Here is a 19,799-nt window from a genome sequence, read left to right as displayed (position 1 = left end):
GACAACAACTGGCTGTTGATAAGTGCAGTTCAGGACCGTGTCAGCACGATGTTCCCGGTCTCATCTGCGAAGACCTCGTACGACCGCAAGGGCTTCGCACCCGTGGTGGAACATCCGGTTGCCAGCTCGAAGGCATGCTGATGGAGGGGACAGATGACCACGCTATGGTCGATGGTTCCGTCTGCGATCGGGCCGCCTTTGTGCGGGCACGCACCCCCGACGGCGCGCAGCGTTCCGTCCCGTAGCCGGAACACCGCCACTTGCTCGCCGTCGACTCCGAAGGCCCGGCCTTCACCGAACGGAATTTGTTCAACGGATCCTAGGTCAGTTTTCGTTTCGACGGCGGGCACGGACTGCGCGCTCATCGGACCGGCACCTGCGGCAGCACGGTCAGCGGCAGGGAGGTCCGGAACTGGCCGGGCGTGAGAGGATCATCGCGCTCGCTCCAAGGATCCACGTAGCTGTCCACGGAGGCCTGCATGGCGGCGTCCAGGCGGCTGGCGATACCCTCCGAGTCGTCCAGAATGACGCTGCGAAGGTGCTCGATGCCTACCCGGGGCACAAAGGCGTACGTCCGTTCCAGCCAGTTGGCGTTCTCCCTGTAGTACTGCATGAACCGGCCCGCAAGGAGGGTGACTTCCTCAGGTGTATCCACAGTGACCAGCAGATCTCCCTTGCGGATGTGTGCGCCGGCCGCTCCCCCGATGTAGACCTCCCAGCGGCCTCCTTCAACGGCCACCACCCCGACGTCTTTGACCAGCGACTCGGCACAGTTACGTGGGCAACCAGAGACGGCGAGCTTCAGCTTGGCAGGCGCTTCGATTCCTTGGAAACGGGACTCCAGCCCAATGCCCAAGCCAGTGGAGTCACCTGTTCCAAACCGGCAATAGTCTTTCCCGACGCAGGTTTTGACGGTGCGGAAACTCTTGCCGTAGGCATATCCGGACGGCATGTCCAGGTCAGCCCAGACCTGCGGAAGCTCCTCTTTGGGCACTCCCAGCAGGTCAATCCGCTGCCCGCCCGTCAGCTTGATCATGGGTATGTTGTGTTTCTCTGCGACGTCGGCAATCCTCCGCAGCTGATGCACAGTCGTCACCCCGCCCTTCATCTGCGGCACCACGGAGAACGTGCCGTCGCGCTGGATGTTGGCATGCACACGGTCGTTGATAAAACGGGCGTCGCGTTCGTCAATGTATTGATCAGCCAGCATCATTTTCATGAGCGAAGCCAGACCCATCTTGGACTTGGCGTCCTCAAGGCTTCCCGGGGCGAGCGCGGCAAACACCTGGGAAACGGACCGCAGCCCGCGTGCCCGTATCTCAGCCATCAGGGCAGCCTTGTCCAAGGGGATGCCCGGAACGTAGTAGCTCGCCGCCGGATCTTCTTCCACTGCGCCGCCGGCAGCCCACTCCACCACTTGCGTGACCATCAGCTTGCACGAGCCGCAGCCCTTGCCGGCGCGTGTTGCATCCACGGCCGCGGAGACCGACGCGCAGCCACCACGCACTGCGGAAACAAGCGCCGCTTTGGAAACACCGTTGCAGTTGCAAACCTGGGCCCCGTCCGCCAGCTCCGCGACGCTCTCCTCTTCACCCGGGGAGCCGAGATCGAACATCAGCGAGAGCCGCTCCTCCGGGAGGGGCAAACCCTGATCAAAAGCCTGGGTCAGGTAAGCCACCTTGCGGCTATCGCCGAGCAGGGTGGCGCCAACCATTTTGTTGTCACGGATGACGATGGACTTGAATACACCCCGGCTGGGTTCCGAGAACACGATGTGCTCATCCGTGTCACGTTCCGGGCCGGATAACCCCATGGACGCGACATCGACGCCGGCCACTTTCAGTTTGGTGGCGGTCCTGGAACCCAGATACACCGAAGAACGGTCCACTCCTGTGACCTGATCGGCCAACACGGCGGCCTGCTCCCACAGCGGCGCCACCAGCCCGTACACCTCACCGCGGTGCTGCACGCATTCACCCACCGCATAGATGTCCTCTTCATCCATGACCCGCAGGTGGTCGTCCACCACAATGCCCCGCTCCACTGCCAACCCACTGACGACGGCGACATCCACGTTAGGCCTGATGCCTGCGGTGACCACCACCATGTCGCAGTCGAGGTCGGGTTGATCGCGCAGCCGAACCCCCGTGATTCGCTCCGTACCGAGGATCGCCGTGGTCCGGCTTCCCGTGTGCACTTCGATGCCCAGCGCCTCCACGCTTCGCCGCAGTATTGCACCGCCGTCGGGCCCTAATTGGGCGTTCATGAGATGGCCGCCGGAGTGGACAACTGCGACATCCAAGCCGTAGGCCTGGAGACCGCGGGCCGCTTCCAGCCCGAGCAAGCCGCCGCCAATCACCACTGCCCGGCGGTGGTGCTCGTGTTGGGCGAACTGAATCATTTTCCGCGTATCGTCCAGGGTCCTGAAAGTGAAGACACCGTGCCTGACTGCACCACTGGGTGCGTAGGCGCCATCCATAGGCGGCAGATGTGAGAGGCTGCCGGTCGCGATGACCAGGACGTCGTACGGTTCCACGCGGCCGTCGGCGGCGATGACGTGCTTGCTGAACTTGTCGATGCGGTCCACCCGGACACCGGAATGCAGGGTGATGTTGTTCTGCTGGTACCACGGCAGCGCGTTGAGGAAAATGTCCGCATCGCTTTCCTCACCGGACAGGACATGGCTGAGCATGATCCGGTTGTAGTTTCCGTAGGGCTCGTCGCCAAACATGGTGATGTCGAAGGCGTCTGCGCCGCCCCTGGCCAGAATTTCCTCCACAGCCCGGGCACCTGCCATACCGTTGCCGATCACCACCAGCCGTTTCTTCACCAACACCGTCATCAGTGCTCCACCATCCCGAGATCCACAACTACGGAACCCCTGACGCCGGCGGGTGCCACGATGAACAGCTCAATCATCGAGCCCCCTTCAATGTCCTCCACCACCCTCAGCGGAACGTGGACATCGCCCTTGGCCCCGATGGGGAAGTAGCGCATGGGGACGCCGTCGCGCATGAGGACCACGGTGATGAGTTCGGGACTCGAGTTACCGCCGCGGAAGTACAGCGTCTGGTTCACGACGCCGTCCGGGACGAAGTGGGCCAGCTCGCTGTGCAAGGGGACCGGCTTTTCCATGCCGATGCCTTCGAACGGGTAGATGCCTTGGAGGAAGAGGTTCTTGGAGATCACGGAAGTTCCTTTCGGCCAGCTTCCTTCCATGATGCTCCGCCCGTGTTTCAGGACACTCGACGCCGTGTTTCCGCCTGCAGGACAGGGAGTAACGATCGCTTTGCGGGCGGCTCACCGGGGTGGAATCCGACCGGTACCAGCTACAGCAACTCACCGTCCTGCATCCCGTACCGGACCCAATGTCCGCCCGTCCCGACCGGACCGCGGCGGTGTTCGCCGGTGACGTCGGCGCGGGCGCATCGATCAAACCACTCCCCCAGGGCGCGGTCGTGGCTCACGATCACCAGCGTTCCGGCAAACGATGCGAGCGCAGCCTCAAGTTGCTCCACCAGCACTGGCGCCAGGTGGTTGGTTGGCTCGTCCACAATCATGGTGTCGTAGCCGCCCAGAAGGAGCCGGGCCAAGGCTAACCGACGCTGTTGACCGGCGGACAGACCTCCAACCGGCACATGGAATTCAGTGGTCCGGAAGAGTCCAAGCCGCAGCAAGCCCTCAGCATGTTCGTCGATGTTCCCGCCCAGTCCCGCGGCGAACGCCGGCAGCAGGCGAAGCCCTGGCCGGGCAGGCACCTCCAACTCCTGCTGCAAGTAACCCACCTTGCCGTTGACTGCCACGGCCCCGGCGGCTGGCTCCAGCGTCCCGGCCAGGACGGACAGCAACGTGGACTTACCCGCACCGTTGGGCCCGGTGATGAGCACTTTCTGCCCGGCCTCTACCCTGATGTCGGTGGGCAGGAGCCTACCCGGAACGCTGACACCACGGGCTTCCAGCGCGGGCTCAGCCGCGGCCACGGCCACCGACCCCAGCGGCGCCGCCAGTTTCAGCGGTACGGGCGGCCGGTCCACCGGATTGTCCTCGAGCCTGCGGAGCCGCTCCTGGGCGTTGCGGACCTTGCTGGCCGCCGCGCGCTGCCAGGTTCCCGCTTTGAAGTCGAAACCCATTTTGTCGTTGTCGCGTTTGCGGCCGTAACCCATACCGTCTGCAACGGTGGCGGCTTGGAGTCGTTCTGCGGCCATGGCATCGAGCCATTGCTCGTACTCCTGGATCCACCGAGACCGTTCAGCGGCCTTCTCCCGCAGGTAACCTTCGTAACCGTTGCCGTAGCGATTCACGGACCGACGGTCAGCGTCCACCTCGATGATGGTGGTGGCAACCTTCCGCAGCAGGACACGGTCGTGCGAGACCACCACCACCGTCCCGCAATGGGCAGCCAGCCGCGATTCGAGCCAGGCTGTGCCGTGCGCGTCCAAATGGTTGGTGGGCTCGTCCAGGAGCAAGGCTTCGGCGGGATCGGCCAGCAAGCAGGCGAGCGCTACCCGTTCCTGCTCGCCGCCGGACAAGGATCCAAGCGTTCGACGGCGGTCCAGGCCTCCCAGCCCCAGCTTGTCCAGCGCTGCTTCCACCCGGGACTCGGCGGCGTAGCCCTCACGGAGTTGGTATTCGGTTTGCAGGCTTCCGTAGAGCTCGAGTTCTTCGGAGTCGGCGTCGGCAAGGCCGGATTCGAGCTCCAGGATGCGCGCCTCCAGTGAGCGCAGCGAAGCCAGGGAAGTGTCGATTGCGTCGCCCACGGTCAGAGACTCGGAGAAACCGTGAGTCTGCGCAAGGTAACCCACGCGGTATCCGGGGTTACCGGACAAACCCGCGGTGCCGTCGTCGGGCGTTTCAACGCCCGCCATGAGCCGCAGCAGGGTGGATTTGCCGGCGCCGTTCTCGCCAACGATGGCAACGTGTTCGCCGTGGTGGATGGCGAGGTCAACGGCGTGGAAAAGTTCTCGGTCCCCGTAGCCGTGGGAAACGCCGGAAAGGTGAAGGTGGTCAGTCAAGAGGAATCCTCGCAAGTCCGCAGTGGGTGGCAGATAGCCGTGTGGGTACTGGGGATGCAGCCGGGAAGAGGGGCTGCGCTCAAGACTTCATCGCTCCAGCCTGCCCGGCATCGGGAGTTCCGTCAAGCCAAGACACCAAGGATGACACCAATAAGATCCACAATCCATTGACCTGACACCACAATGGCGTCAAAATGGTGTCATGCAGCTAAACCAGTACGTCGCCACTCTCAAGCACCAGCTGGAAACCGCGGCCGAGTCTGGCGGCCCGGAAGCGCGGGCCCTCAGTGAGCGGCTCACCGCCGGCCTCGAGTCCGCAGTCAGGCTGGTACTCCTTGAAGCCCTCTCGGATGCCGCCAGCGAGATCACACTGGAGCTCGCTCCCGGCTCCGTGGAGGTCAGGCTCCGCGGCCGCGATCCCGAATTCGTGGTGAGCAACCCGCCCAGCGACAACGACTTCGAGGCAATGATCGAACAGTCAATACGGGGCACCATAGCGTCGGAAGACTTCGACGGCGGCAGTACTTCACGGACCACGCTCCGCCTTCCGGACCAGCTCAAGCAGCAGGTCGAAGCAGCAGCGAGCCATGACGGCCTGTCCGTGAACTCCTGGCTGGTCCGGGCCGTCGCCGATGCCCTCAACGGACGCTCCTCAAGCAAACGCGCTACGCGGGGCGAACCCGGCGAGCAGAACTTCACAGGATGGGCACGCTAATGGCAACCTTCCAGACACCGCAGCCGATCGCCGTCGTCGTTGATGTTTCCGTACGTGCCGACATCTGGACAGTTGCCCGTGAAGGCAAAGACACCGTGGTCAACGTCCGGCCCCGAAAGGAAAAGCGAAGCCTGGACGTCAGGATGGCTGAGCAAACCACAGTGGACTACTCGGACGGCCGCTTGCAGGTCAGGCTTCACCCCGGCTTCCGCCACAGCTGGTTCAGCGACGGCGGCGCGGTGGAGATCACCGTGGAAGTTCCCTTTGGCAGCAGCCTGGAGCTAAAGTCCGCAATGGGGGACCTCCGCTGTGACGGCGAATTCGGCGCTGCTGACCTAAGGACCGACTTGGGCCACATAAGCATCGATCACTGCGACGAGCTGCGGGCGCACACCGACATGGGCGATGTCACCGTGGAGCGCGCCTCAGGCCGGTCAAGGATCAAGACCGGCTCAGGCAAAATTCGCATCCGGGATATCGACGGCGTTGCCACTGTAAAGAACGGCAACGGCAGCACCTACATCTCGCACGCTTCCGGCGAGCTCACCGTCAGCGCAGCCAACGGCGACGTCTCCCTGGAGCGGGCCGGCCTGTCCACTACCGTCAAAACGTCCAGCGGTGACGTCACCGTCGGAGAAGTGGCCGCCGGTAGCCTCACTGTCCAGACCGCCGCGGGCTCGCTCGTCGTCGGTGTGCGAGAAGGCACCGCCGCTTGGCTTGACCTCAACACCAAGTACGGACGCGTGCGCAATGGCCTCGAAGCCACCAGCGGACCCGGCGAAGGCACGGACAAAGTGGAGATCCGCGCGCGTAACGCCTATGGCGACATCACCGTGAAGCGCTCGCCCGCCAGAGCACGGTAGCGCGCGCTACACCGTGGCGACGGCCCGCTTCCGGCGGGCCTTCGCCAGCCGCGTCCCGATGAGCCCCTGCCGGGGACTGAACAAATACACGACGGCGAACACCACGCCTTGGGTGAGCACCACCATGGCTCCCGACGCCGTATCCAAGTAGTAACTGAGGTAGATGCCGGCCACCGAACACACCACGGAGATGACCGGAGCAATGGCCAGCATCCGGGAAAAGCGGTCGGTCAGCAGGTACGCCGTGGCACCCGGAATGATCAGCATGGCCACCACCAGCACCACACCCACGGTCTGCAGCGCCACCACCGAGGTCAGCGCGAGCAGGCCCAGGAGCAGGGCGCCGAGCCTGCGCGGCGAAAGGCCGATGGCGTGGGCATGAGTTGGGTCGAAGGCGTAGAGCGTGAGGTCGCGGCGCTTGAGGATCAGGATGGCGAAGGCCACCACGCCCAGGACCACCACTTGGATGAGGTCAGGGATGCTGACGCCCAGCAGGTTTCCGAAGATGATGTGGTTCAGGTCGGTTTGGCTCGGAGTCACGGAGATCAGCACCAGGCCGAGTGCGAACAACGAAGTGAACACGATCCCGATCGCCGCATCTTCCTTCACCCGGCTCGTATTCCGGACCACCCCGATCAACGTCACCGCGATCAGCGCGAACACCAGAGCACCCAGCGCGAACGGCGCCCCCACGATGTAGGCGAGCACGACGCCGGGAAGCACCGCGTGCGAGACGGCGTCGCCCATGAGGGACCAGCCGATGAGGACCAGCCAGCAACTCAGGACGGCGCAGACCACCGCGGCAATGGCCGTGGTGGCAAGGGCTCGAACCATGAAGTCGTAGCTGAGGGGTTCCAGCAGGAATTCCACGGCTAGCCCCTGTTCATGACGTCAAGGCCGAAAGCCATGGCCAGGTTCTCCGGTTGGAGCACGGTGTCCGGGCTTCCATGCATCAGCACCTTGCGCATCAGCAGGACGGCTTCGTCGCACAGCTGCGGGAGCGCGTGGAGGTCATGGGTGGAGATGAGGATGGTGGCGCCGTCTTCGGCCAGCTCGCGGAGGAGCCTGGTGATGGTGGCCTCGGACCGCTTATCCACGCCCGCGAACGGCTCGTCCAGCAGCATCATGGTGGCACCCTGTGCGATACCCCGGGCTACGAATGCCCGCTTTTTCTGGCCGCCGGACAACTGTCCGATTTGCCGGTCGGCATACTCGCTGAGTTCCACACGTTCCAGTGCCTGCTCGACGGCGTCCCGGTCGGCTTTGTGGGGACGGCGCGTGAATCCGAGGTGTCCGTAACGGCCCATCATCACCACATCGCGCACCGACAAGGGGAATGCCCAGTCAACGTCCTCGCTTTGGGGGACGTAGCCGATGCCGGCGTCCTTGCGCATCTTCACTGGCGGCTGCCCGTTGATGAGCACCCGGCCGGAGTCCGGCTTTACCATGCCCATGATGACCTTGAGCAGCGTGGACTTGCCTGAGCCGTTCATGCCCACCAGGCCGCAAATTCGCGAGTGCCCCAAGGCCAGGGATGCAGAGTCCAACGCCAGGACTTCACCGTAGTGGACGGTGACGTTCTCAACAGCGATCGCCGGGGTGTTCATGACGTTCCTCCTGTGAGTGCCGTGGTGATGACTTTGGCATCGTGGCGAATGAGGTCGAGGTAGGTGGGAACGGGGCCGTCTGCCTCCGACAGGGAATCGACGTAGAGCACCCCTCCGAACTTCGCATCGGTGGCTCCAACAACCTGCTGCATGGGGGCGTCCGAGAGCGTGGATTCACAGAACACCGCCGGAACCTGGTTGGCCTTCACGAACTCGATTGCCCGGGTAATCTGCTGCGGCGTTGCTTGCTGCTCAGCGTTGACTGCCCAGATGTAGACCTCCTTGAGGCCGGCATCGCGGGCCAGGTAGGAGAACGCGCCTTCGCAGGTGACCAATGCCCTCTGCTTTTCCGAAAGCACGGACAACTTGGACACCATCTCGTCCTGCACGGTTTGGAGCTGGGCGCTGTAGGCCTTGGCGTTGGCTTCAAATTCCGAAGCATGGGAGGGTGCCAGCTTGGCGAAGGCTTCAGCCATGTTGTTGGCGTAGATCTGGACGTTTTTGGGTGACATCCACGCGTGGGGGTTCGGCTTACCTTCGTAGGAATCCTCCGCGATGGGCATGACGTCCACCCCATCACTCACCACTGCGTGCGGCACGTCAAGGTCCTCCACGAACTGGGCGAACCAGGCTTCGAGATTGAGTCCATTGTCCAGGATGAGGTCGGCTTGGGCGGCCTTCCGGATGTCACCAGGCGTGGGCTCATAGCCGTGGATCTCTGCTCCGGCTTTGGTGATGGATTCTACGCGGAGCTTGTCCCCGGCAACGTTCTTGGCGACGTCTGCCAGGACCGTAAAGGTAGTGAGAACCACGGGCTTGTCGTCATTTCCCGCGGAGGAGTTCCCACCGCAGGCGGAGACTCCCAGGGCTATTGCTATGACGGTCAGGACAGCAGCGAAACGGCGGACTTCTTTGGCGCGCCGAAACGAAAAGTTAGGCATACCGAAAAGTGTAGCCAAGCATGGGCCACCCGGCAAAGCTAGGCTAGTCATATGGGCGCTCTTTCCACCAGGCCACCTCTTTACAAGTTCTCTGCCCTGGACGCTATAGCCGTAGCCGCATACGTCGGCTTCACCGCGTACTTCTTAGTGTCCGGCGCGACGCTCAACCGGCTGATGCTTCAGCTGTTTACCGACCCGGCCACAGCCTCCTACGCCGTTAACGCCGTCTTTTATGCCGGCGTCGGAATATTTGCGGTTGCGTCTGCTTGGCGCGTGGCTGGCCGCGACCTCAAAATCCTGGGAACCCGGCCTTGGTTCACGCTGGGGATGGTTCCGCTCGCCATTGTGGTGATGCTTATTCTCACAGCCATTCTCGTGGCGGCATTCGGGACCGCCCAAAGCTCCGAGAACCAATTGGGCATCCAAGGCATGCTCCAACAGGTGCCGGCATGGCTGATGGTGCCGCTGCTGGTGTTCTTGGGGCCCTTTGTGGAGGAGTACATCTTTCGGCACCTCCTGATCGGGAAGTTGTCGCGGTATCTGAACCTCTGGGTCTGCTGTGTGATCTCCGTAGTGGTCTTCTCGTCCATCCATGTAGTGGGCCGCGAAGGTTTGGCCCTGCCTGCGCTGGCTCCGTACCTGGGTATGGCCGTCGTGCTGGTGGCCGTTTATGTATGGACGGGCAAGAACCTGATGTTCTCCTACTTTGTGCACGCCGCCAAGAACCTGATGGCCGTTGTCCTCATCTACGCAGTCCCGCCCGAGCTCCTCCCCAACTAGGTCGCATTTGTGCACGTTTTGAGCCCCCAAAACGCGCTTAAATGCGACTCAGTTGGGGAACCCGGACGGAAGGTGACCGCAACTCTCTACCCAGCCACCCGCCCTCGGGAATAGCTTGTAGAGCATGACACTGAACATCCAGGTAGTAGTGGACTGCAAGAATCCGCACCAACTCGCCGACTGGTGGGCAGAGACCCTCGAATGGACCGTTGAACCTCAGGACGAGGCGTTCATCCGGTCCATGATCGAGCAGGGCTACGCAACCGAGGACCAGACCATCACACACAACGGCAAGCTGGTCTGGGCAGAGGGCTGCGCGATCGTGCCCGCCGAAGACACAGACCCCAAGACCGGCCGGCGGATCCTGTTCCAAACGGATCCCAACCAAAAGTCCGTCAAGAACCGGGTGCACTGGGACGTCCGGCTGGACGGCCAGGACAAGGATGACGTGCGGAAACAGCTCGAAGCGCGAGGTGCCAAGCACCTGTGGACGGCTAACCAGGGACCCCACGAATGGCACACCATGGCCGACCCCGAGGGCAACGAGTTCTGCATCAGCTAAGGCCATTACTAGACTCGGACTGTGAACAACCAACTCCCCGCCAAGGTTTCCGATGTCTTTGACCCCTCACGCTGGCGCACAGTTTCCGGCTTTGACGACTTCAAGGACATGACCTACCACCGGCAGGTTGAGCGTTCAACGGACGGCACTGTCAAGGACCTTCCCACGGTCCGCATCGCCTTCAACCGCCCCGAAGTCCGCAACGCGTTCCGCCCGAGTACCGTGGACGAGCTCTACCGCGCCATGGACCACGCCCGCATGACGCCGGACGTCGCCACCGTCCTGCTCACGGGCAACGGGCCGTCGGAGAAGGACGGCGGGCACTCGTTCTGTTCCGGCGGCGACCAGCGGATTCGCGGCAGGGACGGGTACCGCTATGCCGAAGGAGATACCCAGGAGACGATCGACCCCGCACGTGCCGGCCGACTCCACATCCTGGAAGTCCAGCGGCTCATGCGCACTATGCCCAAGGTGGTCATCGCCGTCGTCAACGGTTGGGCGGCGGGCGGAGGCCACTCACTGCACGTGGTCAGCGACCTCACCATCGCCTCACGCGAGCACGGCAAGTTCAAGCAGACGGACGCCACTGTAGGGAGTTTCGACGCCGGATACGGCTCTGCGCTGCTGGCCCGCCAGATCGGCCAGAAAGCCGCGCGGGAAATCTTCTTCCTGGCCCGTGAATATTCCGCGGATGACATGGTCAGGATGGGCGCCGTTAACGAAGCCGTTGACCACTCGCGGCTGGAGGAAGTCGCCCTGGAGTACGCAGCCGACATCGCCCGCCAGTCACCCCAGGCCATCCGTATGCTCAAGTTCGCCTTCAACCTGGCCGACGACGGACTGGCCGGGCAGCAGGTCTTCGCCGGAGAAGCCACCCGCCTCGCGTACATGACCGATGAGGCCGTGGAGGGCAAGGAAGCATTCCTCCAAAAGCGCGACCCCGACTGGTCCAACTTCCCCTACTACTTCTAGGACCATCATGAACATCGATCCCGTACTGAAAGCCCTGATGGCTGCCTTCCATGGCGAGGGCCCCGCCGTCGAAATCGTCCTGGATGACAATGGCGAACCGCAGGCGGTTCCGGTCGATGCCGGCGTCGAAGAGGCAGCCGTGGTGGTCCGCACCTCCGGTTCCACGGGGACCCCCAAGGCCACCGTCTTGACCATCGACGCCCTCGCAGCTTCGTCTGTATCAACTGCGGTGGCCCTGCGAGGCGAAGGCCAGTGGCTGCTGGCACTCCCGCTTCAGTATGTGGCCGGCGTGCAGGTGCTGGTCCGCTCGCTCTATGCAGGTACCCGTCCATGGGTGATGGACCAGTCGAACGGCTTCACGCCCGAGGCCTTCACCGCCGCCGCCGAGGAACTTACGGACAAGATCCGCTTCACTTCCCTGGTGCCCACGCAACTCCAGCGGCTGCTGGACTCCCCTGCGCCGGAAACTCTCGCCGTGCTGCGCCGCTTCAACGCGATCCTGCTGGGCGGAGCCCCTGCATCGGCTGATCTCTTGGCGGCCGCGCACGCCGAAGGGCTCAAGGTTGTTACCACCTACGGTTCAGCCGAGACCTGCGGCGGGTGCGTCTACGACGGCGCGCCGCTGGACGGCGTCGAGGTCCGCATCGGTGAAGGCGATCTGGAAGGACGCATCCTGCTGGGTGGCGACACCGTGGCGGCCGGATACCTGGACGCCGCCCGCGCTTCCAAGGCCGCCTTCTTCGAGGAGGATGGCGTCCGCTGGTACGTCACCGGAGATTTGGGCGAGCTGTCCGAAAACGGCAAGCTCACTGTGCTGGGCCGCGCCGACGACGTCATCATCACTGGCGGCGTCAAAGCCTCCGCCGCGTACATCCAAAGCAAGCTGGAAGAGCTCGACGGCGTCACCGCGGCTTTCGTCGCCGGCGTCCCGTCGCGCGAATGGGGCCAGGCCGTTGCGGCGTACATTGCCGTGGCCGATCCCAGCCCCGAAGGCATCAAGGGTTTCACGGCCCGCCGCGAGGCCGCACTGGGCGTCCTGGCGCCCAAGACAGTCCTCGCGGATAAGGAATTGCTCATGCTGCCCAACGGAAAACCGGACCGTATGACCATGATTGACCGGCTTTCCAAGCTGCATCAGGGACAATAGACAAGTTCTTCCCTCCCGCCCCCTGACTATGATCAACCGCGAAATACACGAGGTACTACACGTGGCGACAGCTGCACAATGGATTCAAGGAGCCCGGCTCCGCACACTGCCCGCGGCCATCGCGCCGGTTCTGATCGGTTCGGCAGCGGCGTACGAGCTCCAAGCGTTCAGGTTGCCGAACGCGATCCTGGCTGCGCTTGTTGCGCTCCTGCTCCAAATCGGAGTCAACTACGCCAACGACTACTCCGATGGCATCCGCGGCACGGACGAGGATCGCGTGGGTCCGCTGCGCCTGGTGGGTTCCGGCGCAGCGAAGCCGGAGCAGGTGAAGTGGGCTGCGTTTGCCCTGTTCGGGGCGGCCATGCTGTGCGGCCTGATCCTGGTGGTCATCACCCAGGCGTGGTGGCTGATCCTGGTAGGTATTGGGTGCGTCCTGGCGGCCTGGGGCTACACGGGCGGCAAGAACCCGTACGGCTACATGGGCCTCGGCGACGTCTTTGTCTTCGTGTTCTTTGGCCTGGTGGCCACGCTTGGCACCACTTACACGCAGGCCGGCCAAGTGAGCCTGGCAGCTGTGATTGGCGCAATCGGAACAGGCCTCATCGCCTGCGCCTTGTTGATGGCCAACAACGTCCGGGACATTCCGACGGATACGGCTGCCGGGAAGCGGACACTGGCAGTGCGGCTGGGTGACCGGCATGCCCGCGAAAGCTACGTACTGATGCTGGCCGTCGCCATTTTGCTGGTGATCGTCCTGGCACCCACCAAGCCATGGATGCTGATCGTCCTGCTGCTGATTCCGGCCTGCCTGATGCCTGCCTGGCTCATGGTGAACGGCAAGAAGCGCAAGAGCCTCATCCCTGTACTCAAGCAGACCGGCATGATCAACCTCGGCTACAGCCTGCTGTTCTCGCTGGGGCTGATCCTGAGCCGCGGCTTCTGAGTTTTTCGTACGAGTTTTTGTACAGCTGACGCCCCCAAGAAGCTTTCCTGGGGGCGTCAGCTGTACAAGAAGTTCTAGGCAGTACCCGGGCGTTTGTCGTTGTTGACGGCGATATCCGGGTTCTTCTCCACCAGGCCGTCCTCTGCAGCGGCGTCTTCAACCTCGCCCGCGGTCCGGATGGGCTTGGCCCGCCCGGAGAATCTTTCCCGCATGGCTGCGGTGGCGGCGTCACGCTGTTTCTGGAAGAACAGGTAGCTGATGGCGAAAGCAATCAACCCCGCGAAGACCACGGCCAGGATCCAGCCGACCCCCAAAAAGGCGAACAGCACGAACAACGGCACGAACAGCGCCAGACGGATGAGGGAATACTTCAGGAAAGCCACCATCCAAGTTTAGCCGCCTGGATGGTTGCACTCTGATCACAGCCGGAACAGGGCGTCCAGTGATTGGCTTCCGGCGACTAGACTTGGTGCATGCTCCGGGTTGTAGGCGTCGTTATTGTTCTTGTCATCTTTGTCTATGCCCTGGTGGACGTCATCCGTACGGACGGCCACCAAACACGAGGCATCTCCAAGCCGGCCTGGATCGTGGTCATGATCGTCCTGCCGTTGCTGGGCGCCATCCTCTGGTTCATCTTCGGCCGGCCCTACGGGAAGCCTACGGCCAAGCCCGTTCGCCGCCACCCCACAGCCCCGGACGACGACCCCGAATTCCTCCGGAACCTGGAAACCCGCCGACGTAACCAGGCAGAGGACGATCGCCTGAAGAAGCTCAAGGCAGACCTTGAGGCCAAGGAGCGCGAACTCGGCGACAAGCCATCCGATGGCAGCGGCGATACCAAAAACAATGGCCTCAAACCCGGCGATGCCAAGCGCACGGAGCCGGATCCCCATGACACCGACGAGCTGAAGTAGGGAAACATGGCCCAGCAAGCTGATGGATCACGGCAGTCACCTTCCTCCACACCATCAGTCAGCGGGCCTGCATCACCCTCCGCACCACCGCCGCCACGCCCCGGCATTTCCCTGTTCACGCCGCCGCCTATTGCCGCGGTGGACAGGCCGCCAGGTCCCGCACGCCTCTCCCGGTCCTTGTGGCTGGCGAGTTTTGTGGCCGGAATCGGCGTCGTGGCGACAGGCTTCCTCGGCCGTGATTCCCACTTCGAACGCCTGAAGGGCGTCATCGGAAGCATGGTTCCCGACGGCGACGCCGACGCGGTGGACGGGGCCACCGCCGTCGTGTTCCTTGGAAGCCTCACCATGCTTGCCCTGGTGGTGGCCATGGAAGCGGTCCTGCTGACGGTCCTCTTCAAACGCCGCATCTGGGCTCGTTGGGCGCTGGCGCCGTTGGTCCTCTTGCATGCGGTTGTCACCGTGATTACCGCCGACTTCGTGGTGGCCCCCGGGGCAGACGGAGCCTTGGCCATAATTCTCTTGGCGGCCCAGTTCATCCTGGCCGCGGCTGGCCTGATCTTGTTGTTCTTGCCGTCCACCACCGCCTGGTTGCTCAGCGAACGGCGGGAATAGAGCGCCGCAAGGACCAGCGAGATGCGGTGCTGCCCCCATGCTGCGGGGTGCGTCATGATGATCGACGAGGGAGCGCTTCCCTCGCGCTCTTCGGCCTTATCCACCACCCACCGGGCCATGGTGGCATACACGTCCTCGGGGGCAAGCCAGGCCTCACCAACAGCCAGAGGCACTGAATCGCCGATGCGTCGTTTGAATTCCCGCACCATGCGCCGGGGGTCGTCCAGGCCCCGGCGTTCGGCGGCTTCGCCTACCAGTACCCGGTGGTCCTCGGCGTAGAACAACACCGAAGGCACAGCGCTGCCATGCAATCCCAGGGCGAGGATTTCAGGGGCTGGAATCGGGCCTTGCCCAGGTTTGACAAGGGCTGCGGCGGTAAAACTTGTTCCGACGTCAATGGCGAGAACATAGCTCATGGTTACCTCGAAAAGAACACGGCGCGTCGCTAGCGGGCTGCATCACAAGCGGGTTCTGAACAAGTTAGCACCTGCCCCGGACGGGTAAAAGGCTTACTTGCTACACCGAATTGTCATTGTCGAGGCATGAGCAGGGCATGCGGAATAACTCTCCTGCTCAGGGCCGGAAGTGGAACTAGAGTCCCGAATAGGAATGGAGGCCGTTGAAAACCGTGTTCACGAGGGTGAAGTTGATAATGACGCAGGCGTAGCCAACAATCGACAACCAAGCTGCACGGGTTCCGGTCCAACCCCGTGTGGCCCGGGCGTGCAGGTAGCCTGCATAGACCACCCAGATCACGAAGGTCCAGACTTCCTTGGGATCCCAGCCCCAGAACCGGCCCCACGCCTTTTCTGCCCAGATGGCGCCAAACATAAGGGTGAACGTCCAGCCGATGAAGGCGATGGCATTAATCCGGTAGGAGAGATTCTCCAGGCTAAGCGCGTTCGGAACGAGTCGCATGAAGCCCAGGTTGTCCGCGCGGCCCGCGGCAAGATTCTTCTGGCGGTAGGACTGCAGCAACTGCAGCACAGACATTGCGAACGTCAGGGTGAAGAGAGCTGAGGACAAAACTGCGATGGAAACGTGGATGATCAACCAGTAGCTTTGCAGGGCAGGAACCAGGTGCCCCACCGGGGTCCAGAAAGCAGCCGAAGCAGCCACCAGCATGATGATGGCCAGCCCGATCACGAACGTGCCCAGGAAGCGGAGATCCCTGCGGATGAGAACTACCAGGAAGACGGCTACGGCAACAAAGGCACCCGTGGTGAGGAACTCGTACATGTTTCCCCACGGCACGCGGCCTGCGCCGAAGGCACGGGTCACCACGCCGGCGCCGTGGATGAGCACACCCAAAACGGTCAGCGCGACGGCCACACGGGCAGGTGCCCGGCGTTCGCCCGCGTACTTCATGTCGCCGGCGGCGGTGCCGCCCTCAACGGTGAGGCCCGACGTCGGACGCTCTGCCCGGCCTGCCGGCCCAGCGGCGTCGGGACCTCCCAAGCCTGCTGCGACGCGGCCTGCAGAAACCGTGACCTTCTCGCCGGCGGTGCTGGCCGCGGCTTTCAGGTCCACGGCGCGGAGCATCTTGCTGCTCTTCGCCAGGTCCCAGGCAAAGGCGATGAACGCCACGGTGTACGTGCCGGCGGCCAACAGCATGAACAGCTCGCTGTACTGGCCCAGGGTTTCGTTGATGACGGGCATTACTGGTCCTTCGAGGTTGAGGAGGATCCTGCTGTTGTTGTAGCCGTGTCCGGCGCCTCGGGGATGTTCCATTCCCGGGCAAAGATTTCGCGGAGTGCTGCGGCTTCGCCGGCCAAGCGGTGGTCTTCACCGCGTGCCAGCAGGCCGTACTCCACCATGGTGCGGCCGTCCGCGTGGGTTCCGGCGCGAACCCAGACGCGGCGGCGGTTGATGTACAGCGACATGACCAGGCCGGCGACTGCGAGGAAACCGAAGATCAGCGCGTACAGCTGTCCGGGGTTGTGGTGGATGTCCACCCCGATGTACTTCTTGACGCCATCGAACGTGATGCTGCCCTTGCCTTCGGGCAGGTCGACTGTTGCACCCGGAGACAGGGTGATGCCGCCCGCTGCGAGGTCGCGGGAGTTGAGTGGCTTCAGGTCCTTGACGTCCAGTTCGAACACATTCTGGGGCACGCCCTTGTCCAGGCCGAGGTCTCCATAGAAGGAATTCAGGCTCAGCTGCGGATTAAAGAGTTCCGGGGAAGCGCTGTACGAAGTGCCGTCCTCGGTGACGAACGCTGTGGGAAGGAAGAAGCCAACAAAGCCGAGTTGTTCCGGCTTGGCGTCCGGGACCTTGATGACCACAGAGGAGTAGTAGTTATCGCCCTGGACCTTGGCCGTTACGGGACCTTGGAAAGCGATGTTGCCCTCGCCGTCGCGGACCGTGACCATGGGGGCGTAGCCGTTTCCGGTGAGGTAGAGGCTTGTTCCTCCGAGGGAAACGGGGTCGTTGACCTTGAGGGTTTCCTTCTTGCCTGGAGAATCCGGGGTTTCCTTGGTGGTGACTTCTGCGGTGTAGTCGATGGGCTGGCCTGCTTTGCCGGGCGATTCGCGGTCGAACCTGGCCTCGAACTTATCCAGCTGCATCGAGTACGGCTGGAGCGAACTGCTCTGGAAGTTGGTGCCCGGCGTAAATTGGTCGTAGCCCACCAGGGTGTTGACGAACGTCTCGCCCTCCACCAGGATCCGCTGGCCGCTGTACCCGTAAAGCCCGCCAATGGCCACGGACACCAGTACCCCGATCAGGGAAGTGTGGAACACCAGGTTGCCCACTTCCTTCAGGAAGCCGCGCTCGGCTCCCAAGGACGGCAGGGCGCCGTCGACGTCCCTGACCTCAACGCGGTAGCCGCGCTTCTTCAGCAGCCCGGCGGCATCGTTGATGGCTTTCGACGCCGGGATCCCGGCGTCGGCAGGCACAGCCAAGGTGCCGTACTCCGGCAGGCGCGAAAGGCGCTTGGGGGTGCGCGGCGGCTGCGACTTCATTGCCTTGTAGTGGGCGATGGCGCGCGGAGTGACGCAGCCGATCAAGGAGATGAACAACAGGATGTAAATGGCCGAGAACCAGGCCGACGAGTAGACGTCGTACAGCTGCAGGGCGTCGAGAAGCTCGCCGTAGGAAGGGTTGTCCTTGATGTACTGCGTGACCACTGACGGATTCGCGGGCCGCTGCGGGAACAGGGAACCCGGCACGGCGCCAACGGCGAGCAGGAGCAGCAGGAAGAGGGCCGTGCGCATGCTGGTTAGCTGGGTCCACGCCCACCGGAGCATGCCTTTGAAACCGAGCGCGGGCAGGGCTGCCTCGGACTTGGCCTGCTGGAGTTTTCCGTCCGCTGTGCTTTCAGCGGCTGGTGACTTCTTCTTGGCTTTCACGGACTCGCTCATCAGATTGGCAACTTCACGTCGTTTTGGAACCAGTACTGCAACTCGGTCACCCAGGTTCCCCACACACCGGTGGCCATCAGGATGCCGAGCAAGATCAGGATGCCGCCGCCAATCCGCTGGATGGCCAGCCGGTGCTTGCGGAAGAAGGACATGACACCCATGCCCCGGCGGACAGCCAGCGCAATCAGGAGGAACGGAATGCCAAGGCCAAGGCTGTAAACGAACGCCAGGAGGGCTCCCTTGGCCGCAGACGAACCGCCGGACAGGCTCAGCAACTGTACCGCGGAGTACGTCGGACCAATACAGGGCGCCCAGCCCAGTCCGAACGTGAGGCCCAGGAGCGGCGCGCCCCACAGACCTGCCGGGGGTTTGGCCTGGATCTTCGCGTCACGCTGCAGCCAACCGAAGCCGCCCATGAATACCACGCCCATGATGATCACCAGGATGCCCAACAGTTGTGTGATCCAGGCGTTTTGGGGGCCGGTCAACAACGTCCCCAGCTGTCCGAAGGCACCGCCAAGGAGAACGAAAATCACCGAGAAGCCCAGGACAAACAGTCCGATGCCGGCCAACATGCGGCCCCGCCGCTGCTTCTGGAGGTCGACGCCGGTCAGTCCCGTGACGTAGCCAAGGTAACCGGGGACGAGGGGCAGCACGCACGGCGAAAGGAACGAGACCAGCCCTGCCAGCAGTGCCACTGGCACAGCCAGCAGCAGTGATCCGTTGAGGATCGTCTCGGCGAAGGGACTGTTCATGGGTGCTACTCGGCCACTGCGGAGGTGATGAGGGCCTTCAGGGTGCTCTTTTCGATTTCGCCGAGCACGCGGGAGGCAACCTTGCCTTCTTTGTCCAGGACCAAGGTGGTGGGAACTGCACCAGGAGGCACAATGCCGGATACGGACAGCAGCACTGCCCCATCCTTGTCATTGAAGCTCGGGTAGGTGATGTTGAAGGTTTTGTCGAAGGCCTCGGCGGTGGCTTGTTCGTCGCGCAGGTTGACGCCGAAGAACTGCACCCCTTGGTCCTTGAAGTCCTGGTGCAGGGCTTCAAGCTGGGGGGCTTCGATGCGGCACGGAGCACAGGCGGCAAACCAGAAGTTGAGGACAGTGACTTTGCCCTGGAGGTCCTCCGGCTTTACGGTCTGTCCATTAAAGAGAGTGCCCTTGAGCGCCACGGGGGCTGAACGGTCTGCCTTGGCGAACTCCGTCACCGAACCATCGCCGGCCACATAGTTCTTGTTGTCGCCGGCCTTGGCTTGCTTGGCAAGGGAGTCTTCCTGGGCGCACGCGGACAGGCCCATGGTCAGTCCTGCGAAAAGGACACCACCGGCGGTCAGCACGCCGCGGCGCGAAAGATTGTTGTCCATGCT

General features: G+C 63.1%; 21 protein-coding genes and 1 pseudogene. 9 read left to right on the top strand and 13 right to left on the bottom strand.

The genetic code is table 11. The features are described from left to right. Positions 1 to 29 precede the first annotated feature (29 nt). The 4 genes from AC0J5Z_RS06885 to AC0J5Z_RS06870 all read right to left on the bottom strand — a co-directional run bounded on the left by AC0J5Z_RS06885 (position 30) and on the right by AC0J5Z_RS06870 (position 5,012). Positions 30 to 365 (bottom strand): Rieske (2Fe-2S) protein, encoded by a 336-nt coding sequence (locus tag AC0J5Z_RS06885; protein ID WP_475038396.1) that lies wholly within the window; start codon positions 363 to 365, stop codon positions 30 to 32. Beyond that, positions 362 to 2,842: a nitrite reductase large subunit NirB gene (nirB, locus tag AC0J5Z_RS06880; protein WP_475038395.1), complete on the bottom strand. Its 2,481-nt coding sequence runs from the start codon at positions 2,840 to 2,842 to the stop codon at positions 362 to 364. Before nirB ends, AC0J5Z_RS06885 begins: the two co-directional genes overlap by 4 nt. Next, entirely contained in the window at positions 2,842 to 3,189 is a 348-nt protein-coding gene (locus tag AC0J5Z_RS06875) for a molybdopterin oxidoreductase (protein ID WP_475038394.1), read from the bottom strand. Before AC0J5Z_RS06875 ends, nirB begins: the two co-directional genes overlap by 1 nt. A 140-nt stretch (positions 3,190 to 3,329) precedes the next feature. Further along, positions 3,330 to 5,012 (bottom strand): ABC-F family ATP-binding cassette domain-containing protein, encoded by a 1,683-nt coding sequence (locus AC0J5Z_RS06870; RefSeq protein WP_475038393.1) that lies wholly within the window; start codon positions 5,010 to 5,012, stop codon positions 3,330 to 3,332. 202 nt (positions 5,013 to 5,214) lie between these two features. Here AC0J5Z_RS06870 and AC0J5Z_RS06865 point away from each other — a divergent pair, with 202 nt between their 5' ends. Together AC0J5Z_RS06865 and AC0J5Z_RS06860 are read left to right on the top strand one after the other, a co-directional pair. Further along, positions 5,215 to 5,727 carry a histidine kinase gene (locus tag AC0J5Z_RS06865; RefSeq protein ID WP_475038392.1) on the top strand — a complete coding sequence of 171 codons (513 nt, stop codon included), beginning with the start codon at positions 5,215 to 5,217 and terminating at the stop codon, positions 5,725 to 5,727. Next, on the top strand, positions 5,727 to 6,590 hold the full coding sequence (locus AC0J5Z_RS06860; protein WP_475038391.1) for a DUF4097 family beta strand repeat-containing protein: 864 nt from the start codon (positions 5,727 to 5,729) through the stop codon (positions 6,588 to 6,590). Before AC0J5Z_RS06865 ends, AC0J5Z_RS06860 begins: the two co-directional genes overlap by 1 nt. 6 nt (positions 6,591 to 6,596) lie before the next feature. On the opposite strand, the gene AC0J5Z_RS06855 is transcribed toward AC0J5Z_RS06860, so the two are convergent. Genes AC0J5Z_RS06855 through AC0J5Z_RS06845 form a run of 3 tightly spaced genes read right to left on the bottom strand, consistent with a single transcriptional unit; the run spans position 6,597 to position 9,138 of the window. Then, positions 6,597 to 7,460, bottom strand: a complete 864-nt coding sequence (locus AC0J5Z_RS06855; RefSeq protein WP_475038389.1) for a metal ABC transporter permease — start codon at positions 7,458 to 7,460, stop codon at positions 6,597 to 6,599. Between the two features lie 2 nt (positions 7,461 to 7,462). Then, on the bottom strand, positions 7,463 to 8,197 hold the full coding sequence (locus AC0J5Z_RS06850; RefSeq protein ID WP_475038388.1) for a metal ABC transporter ATP-binding protein: 735 nt from the start codon (positions 8,195 to 8,197) through the stop codon (positions 7,463 to 7,465). After that, positions 8,194 to 9,138 (bottom strand): metal ABC transporter substrate-binding protein, encoded by a 945-nt coding sequence (locus AC0J5Z_RS06845; RefSeq protein WP_475038386.1) that lies wholly within the window; start codon positions 9,136 to 9,138, stop codon positions 8,194 to 8,196. Before AC0J5Z_RS06845 ends, AC0J5Z_RS06850 begins: the two co-directional genes overlap by 4 nt. A gap of 51 nt (positions 9,139 to 9,189) precedes the next feature. Between AC0J5Z_RS06845 and AC0J5Z_RS06840 the strand changes: the two genes are divergently transcribed. The 5 genes from AC0J5Z_RS06840 (at position 9,190) to AC0J5Z_RS06820 (ending at position 13,542) form a co-directional block, all read left to right on the top strand. Then, complete coding sequence (locus tag AC0J5Z_RS06840) at positions 9,190 to 9,918, top strand: lysostaphin resistance A-like protein (RefSeq protein ID WP_475038385.1); 729 nt, start codon at positions 9,190 to 9,192, stop codon at positions 9,916 to 9,918. Positions 9,919 to 10,042: 124 nt separating this feature from the next. Beyond that, positions 10,043 to 10,480, top strand: coding sequence for a VOC family protein (locus AC0J5Z_RS06835; RefSeq protein ID WP_475038382.1), 438 nt, complete (start codon positions 10,043 to 10,045; stop codon positions 10,478 to 10,480). A 21-nt stretch (positions 10,481 to 10,501) separates the two neighbouring features. Continuing rightward, the gene (locus tag AC0J5Z_RS06830) at positions 10,502 to 11,452 is read left to right on the top strand and encodes a 1,4-dihydroxy-2-naphthoyl-CoA synthase (protein WP_475038381.1); all 951 of its coding nucleotides are present in this window, start codon (positions 10,502 to 10,504) and stop codon (positions 11,450 to 11,452) included. A 7-nt stretch (positions 11,453 to 11,459) separates the two neighbouring features. Continuing rightward, on the top strand, positions 11,460 to 12,599 hold the full coding sequence (locus tag AC0J5Z_RS06825; RefSeq protein WP_475038379.1) for an AMP-binding protein: 1,140 nt from the start codon (positions 11,460 to 11,462) through the stop codon (positions 12,597 to 12,599). Between the two features lie 61 nt (positions 12,600 to 12,660). Then, positions 12,661 to 13,542 (top strand): 1,4-dihydroxy-2-naphthoate polyprenyltransferase, encoded by an 882-nt coding sequence (locus AC0J5Z_RS06820; RefSeq protein ID WP_475038378.1) that lies wholly within the window; start codon positions 12,661 to 12,663, stop codon positions 13,540 to 13,542. Between the two features lie 74 nt (positions 13,543 to 13,616). Here the strand turns inward: AC0J5Z_RS06820 and AC0J5Z_RS06815 are convergent, their stop codons facing one another. After that, positions 13,617 to 13,928 (bottom strand): DUF4229 domain-containing protein, encoded by a 312-nt coding sequence (locus AC0J5Z_RS06815; RefSeq protein WP_475038377.1) that lies wholly within the window; start codon positions 13,926 to 13,928, stop codon positions 13,617 to 13,619. Between the two features lie 87 nt (positions 13,929 to 14,015). Here AC0J5Z_RS06815 and AC0J5Z_RS06810 point away from each other — a divergent pair, with 87 nt between their 5' ends. Together AC0J5Z_RS06810 and AC0J5Z_RS06805 are read left to right on the top strand one after the other, a co-directional pair. After that, positions 14,016 to 14,456, top strand: coding sequence for a PLD nuclease N-terminal domain-containing protein (locus tag AC0J5Z_RS06810; RefSeq protein ID WP_475038376.1), 441 nt, complete (start codon positions 14,016 to 14,018; stop codon positions 14,454 to 14,456). Between the two features lie 6 nt (positions 14,457 to 14,462). Continuing rightward, on the top strand, positions 14,463 to 15,068 hold the full coding sequence (locus tag AC0J5Z_RS06805; RefSeq protein WP_475038375.1) for a hypothetical protein: 606 nt from the start codon (positions 14,463 to 14,465) through the stop codon (positions 15,066 to 15,068). Here AC0J5Z_RS06805 and AC0J5Z_RS06800 read toward each other — a convergent pair. The 5 genes and pseudogenes from AC0J5Z_RS06800 to AC0J5Z_RS06780 form a co-directional block, all read right to left on the bottom strand. Beyond that, positions 15,068 to 15,484, bottom strand: a pseudogene (locus AC0J5Z_RS06800) (Hsp70 family protein); the annotation flags it as partial. The gene AC0J5Z_RS06805 and the pseudogene AC0J5Z_RS06800 overlap by 1 nt on opposite strands. Positions 15,485 to 15,659: 175 nt before the next feature. Beyond that, complete coding sequence (ccsB, locus tag AC0J5Z_RS06795) at positions 15,660 to 16,727, bottom strand: c-type cytochrome biogenesis protein CcsB (RefSeq protein ID WP_475038373.1); 1,068 nt, start codon at positions 16,725 to 16,727, stop codon at positions 15,660 to 15,662. Then, positions 16,727 to 18,430: a cytochrome c biogenesis protein ResB gene (gene resB / locus AC0J5Z_RS06790; protein ID WP_475038371.1), complete on the bottom strand. Its 1,704-nt coding sequence runs from the start codon at positions 18,428 to 18,430 to the stop codon at positions 16,727 to 16,729. The genes ccsB and resB overlap by 1 nt, the downstream gene beginning before the upstream one ends. Next, the gene (locus AC0J5Z_RS06785) at positions 18,430 to 19,185 is read right to left on the bottom strand and encodes a cytochrome c biogenesis CcdA family protein (protein WP_475038369.1); all 756 of its coding nucleotides are present in this window, start codon (positions 19,183 to 19,185) and stop codon (positions 18,430 to 18,432) included. Before AC0J5Z_RS06785 ends, resB begins: the two co-directional genes overlap by 1 nt. Positions 19,186 to 19,190: 5 nt before the next feature. After that, positions 19,191 to 19,796 (bottom strand): TlpA family protein disulfide reductase, encoded by a 606-nt coding sequence (locus AC0J5Z_RS06780; protein WP_475038367.1) that lies wholly within the window; start codon positions 19,794 to 19,796, stop codon positions 19,191 to 19,193. Positions 19,797 to 19,799 lie beyond the last annotated feature (3 nt).

Source organism: Paenarthrobacter sp. TRD_SC_7, from assembly GCF_056156245.1.
The sequence above is the reverse complement of the archived record's forward strand: the minus strand, read 5'-3'. Positions and strand labels throughout refer to the sequence as shown.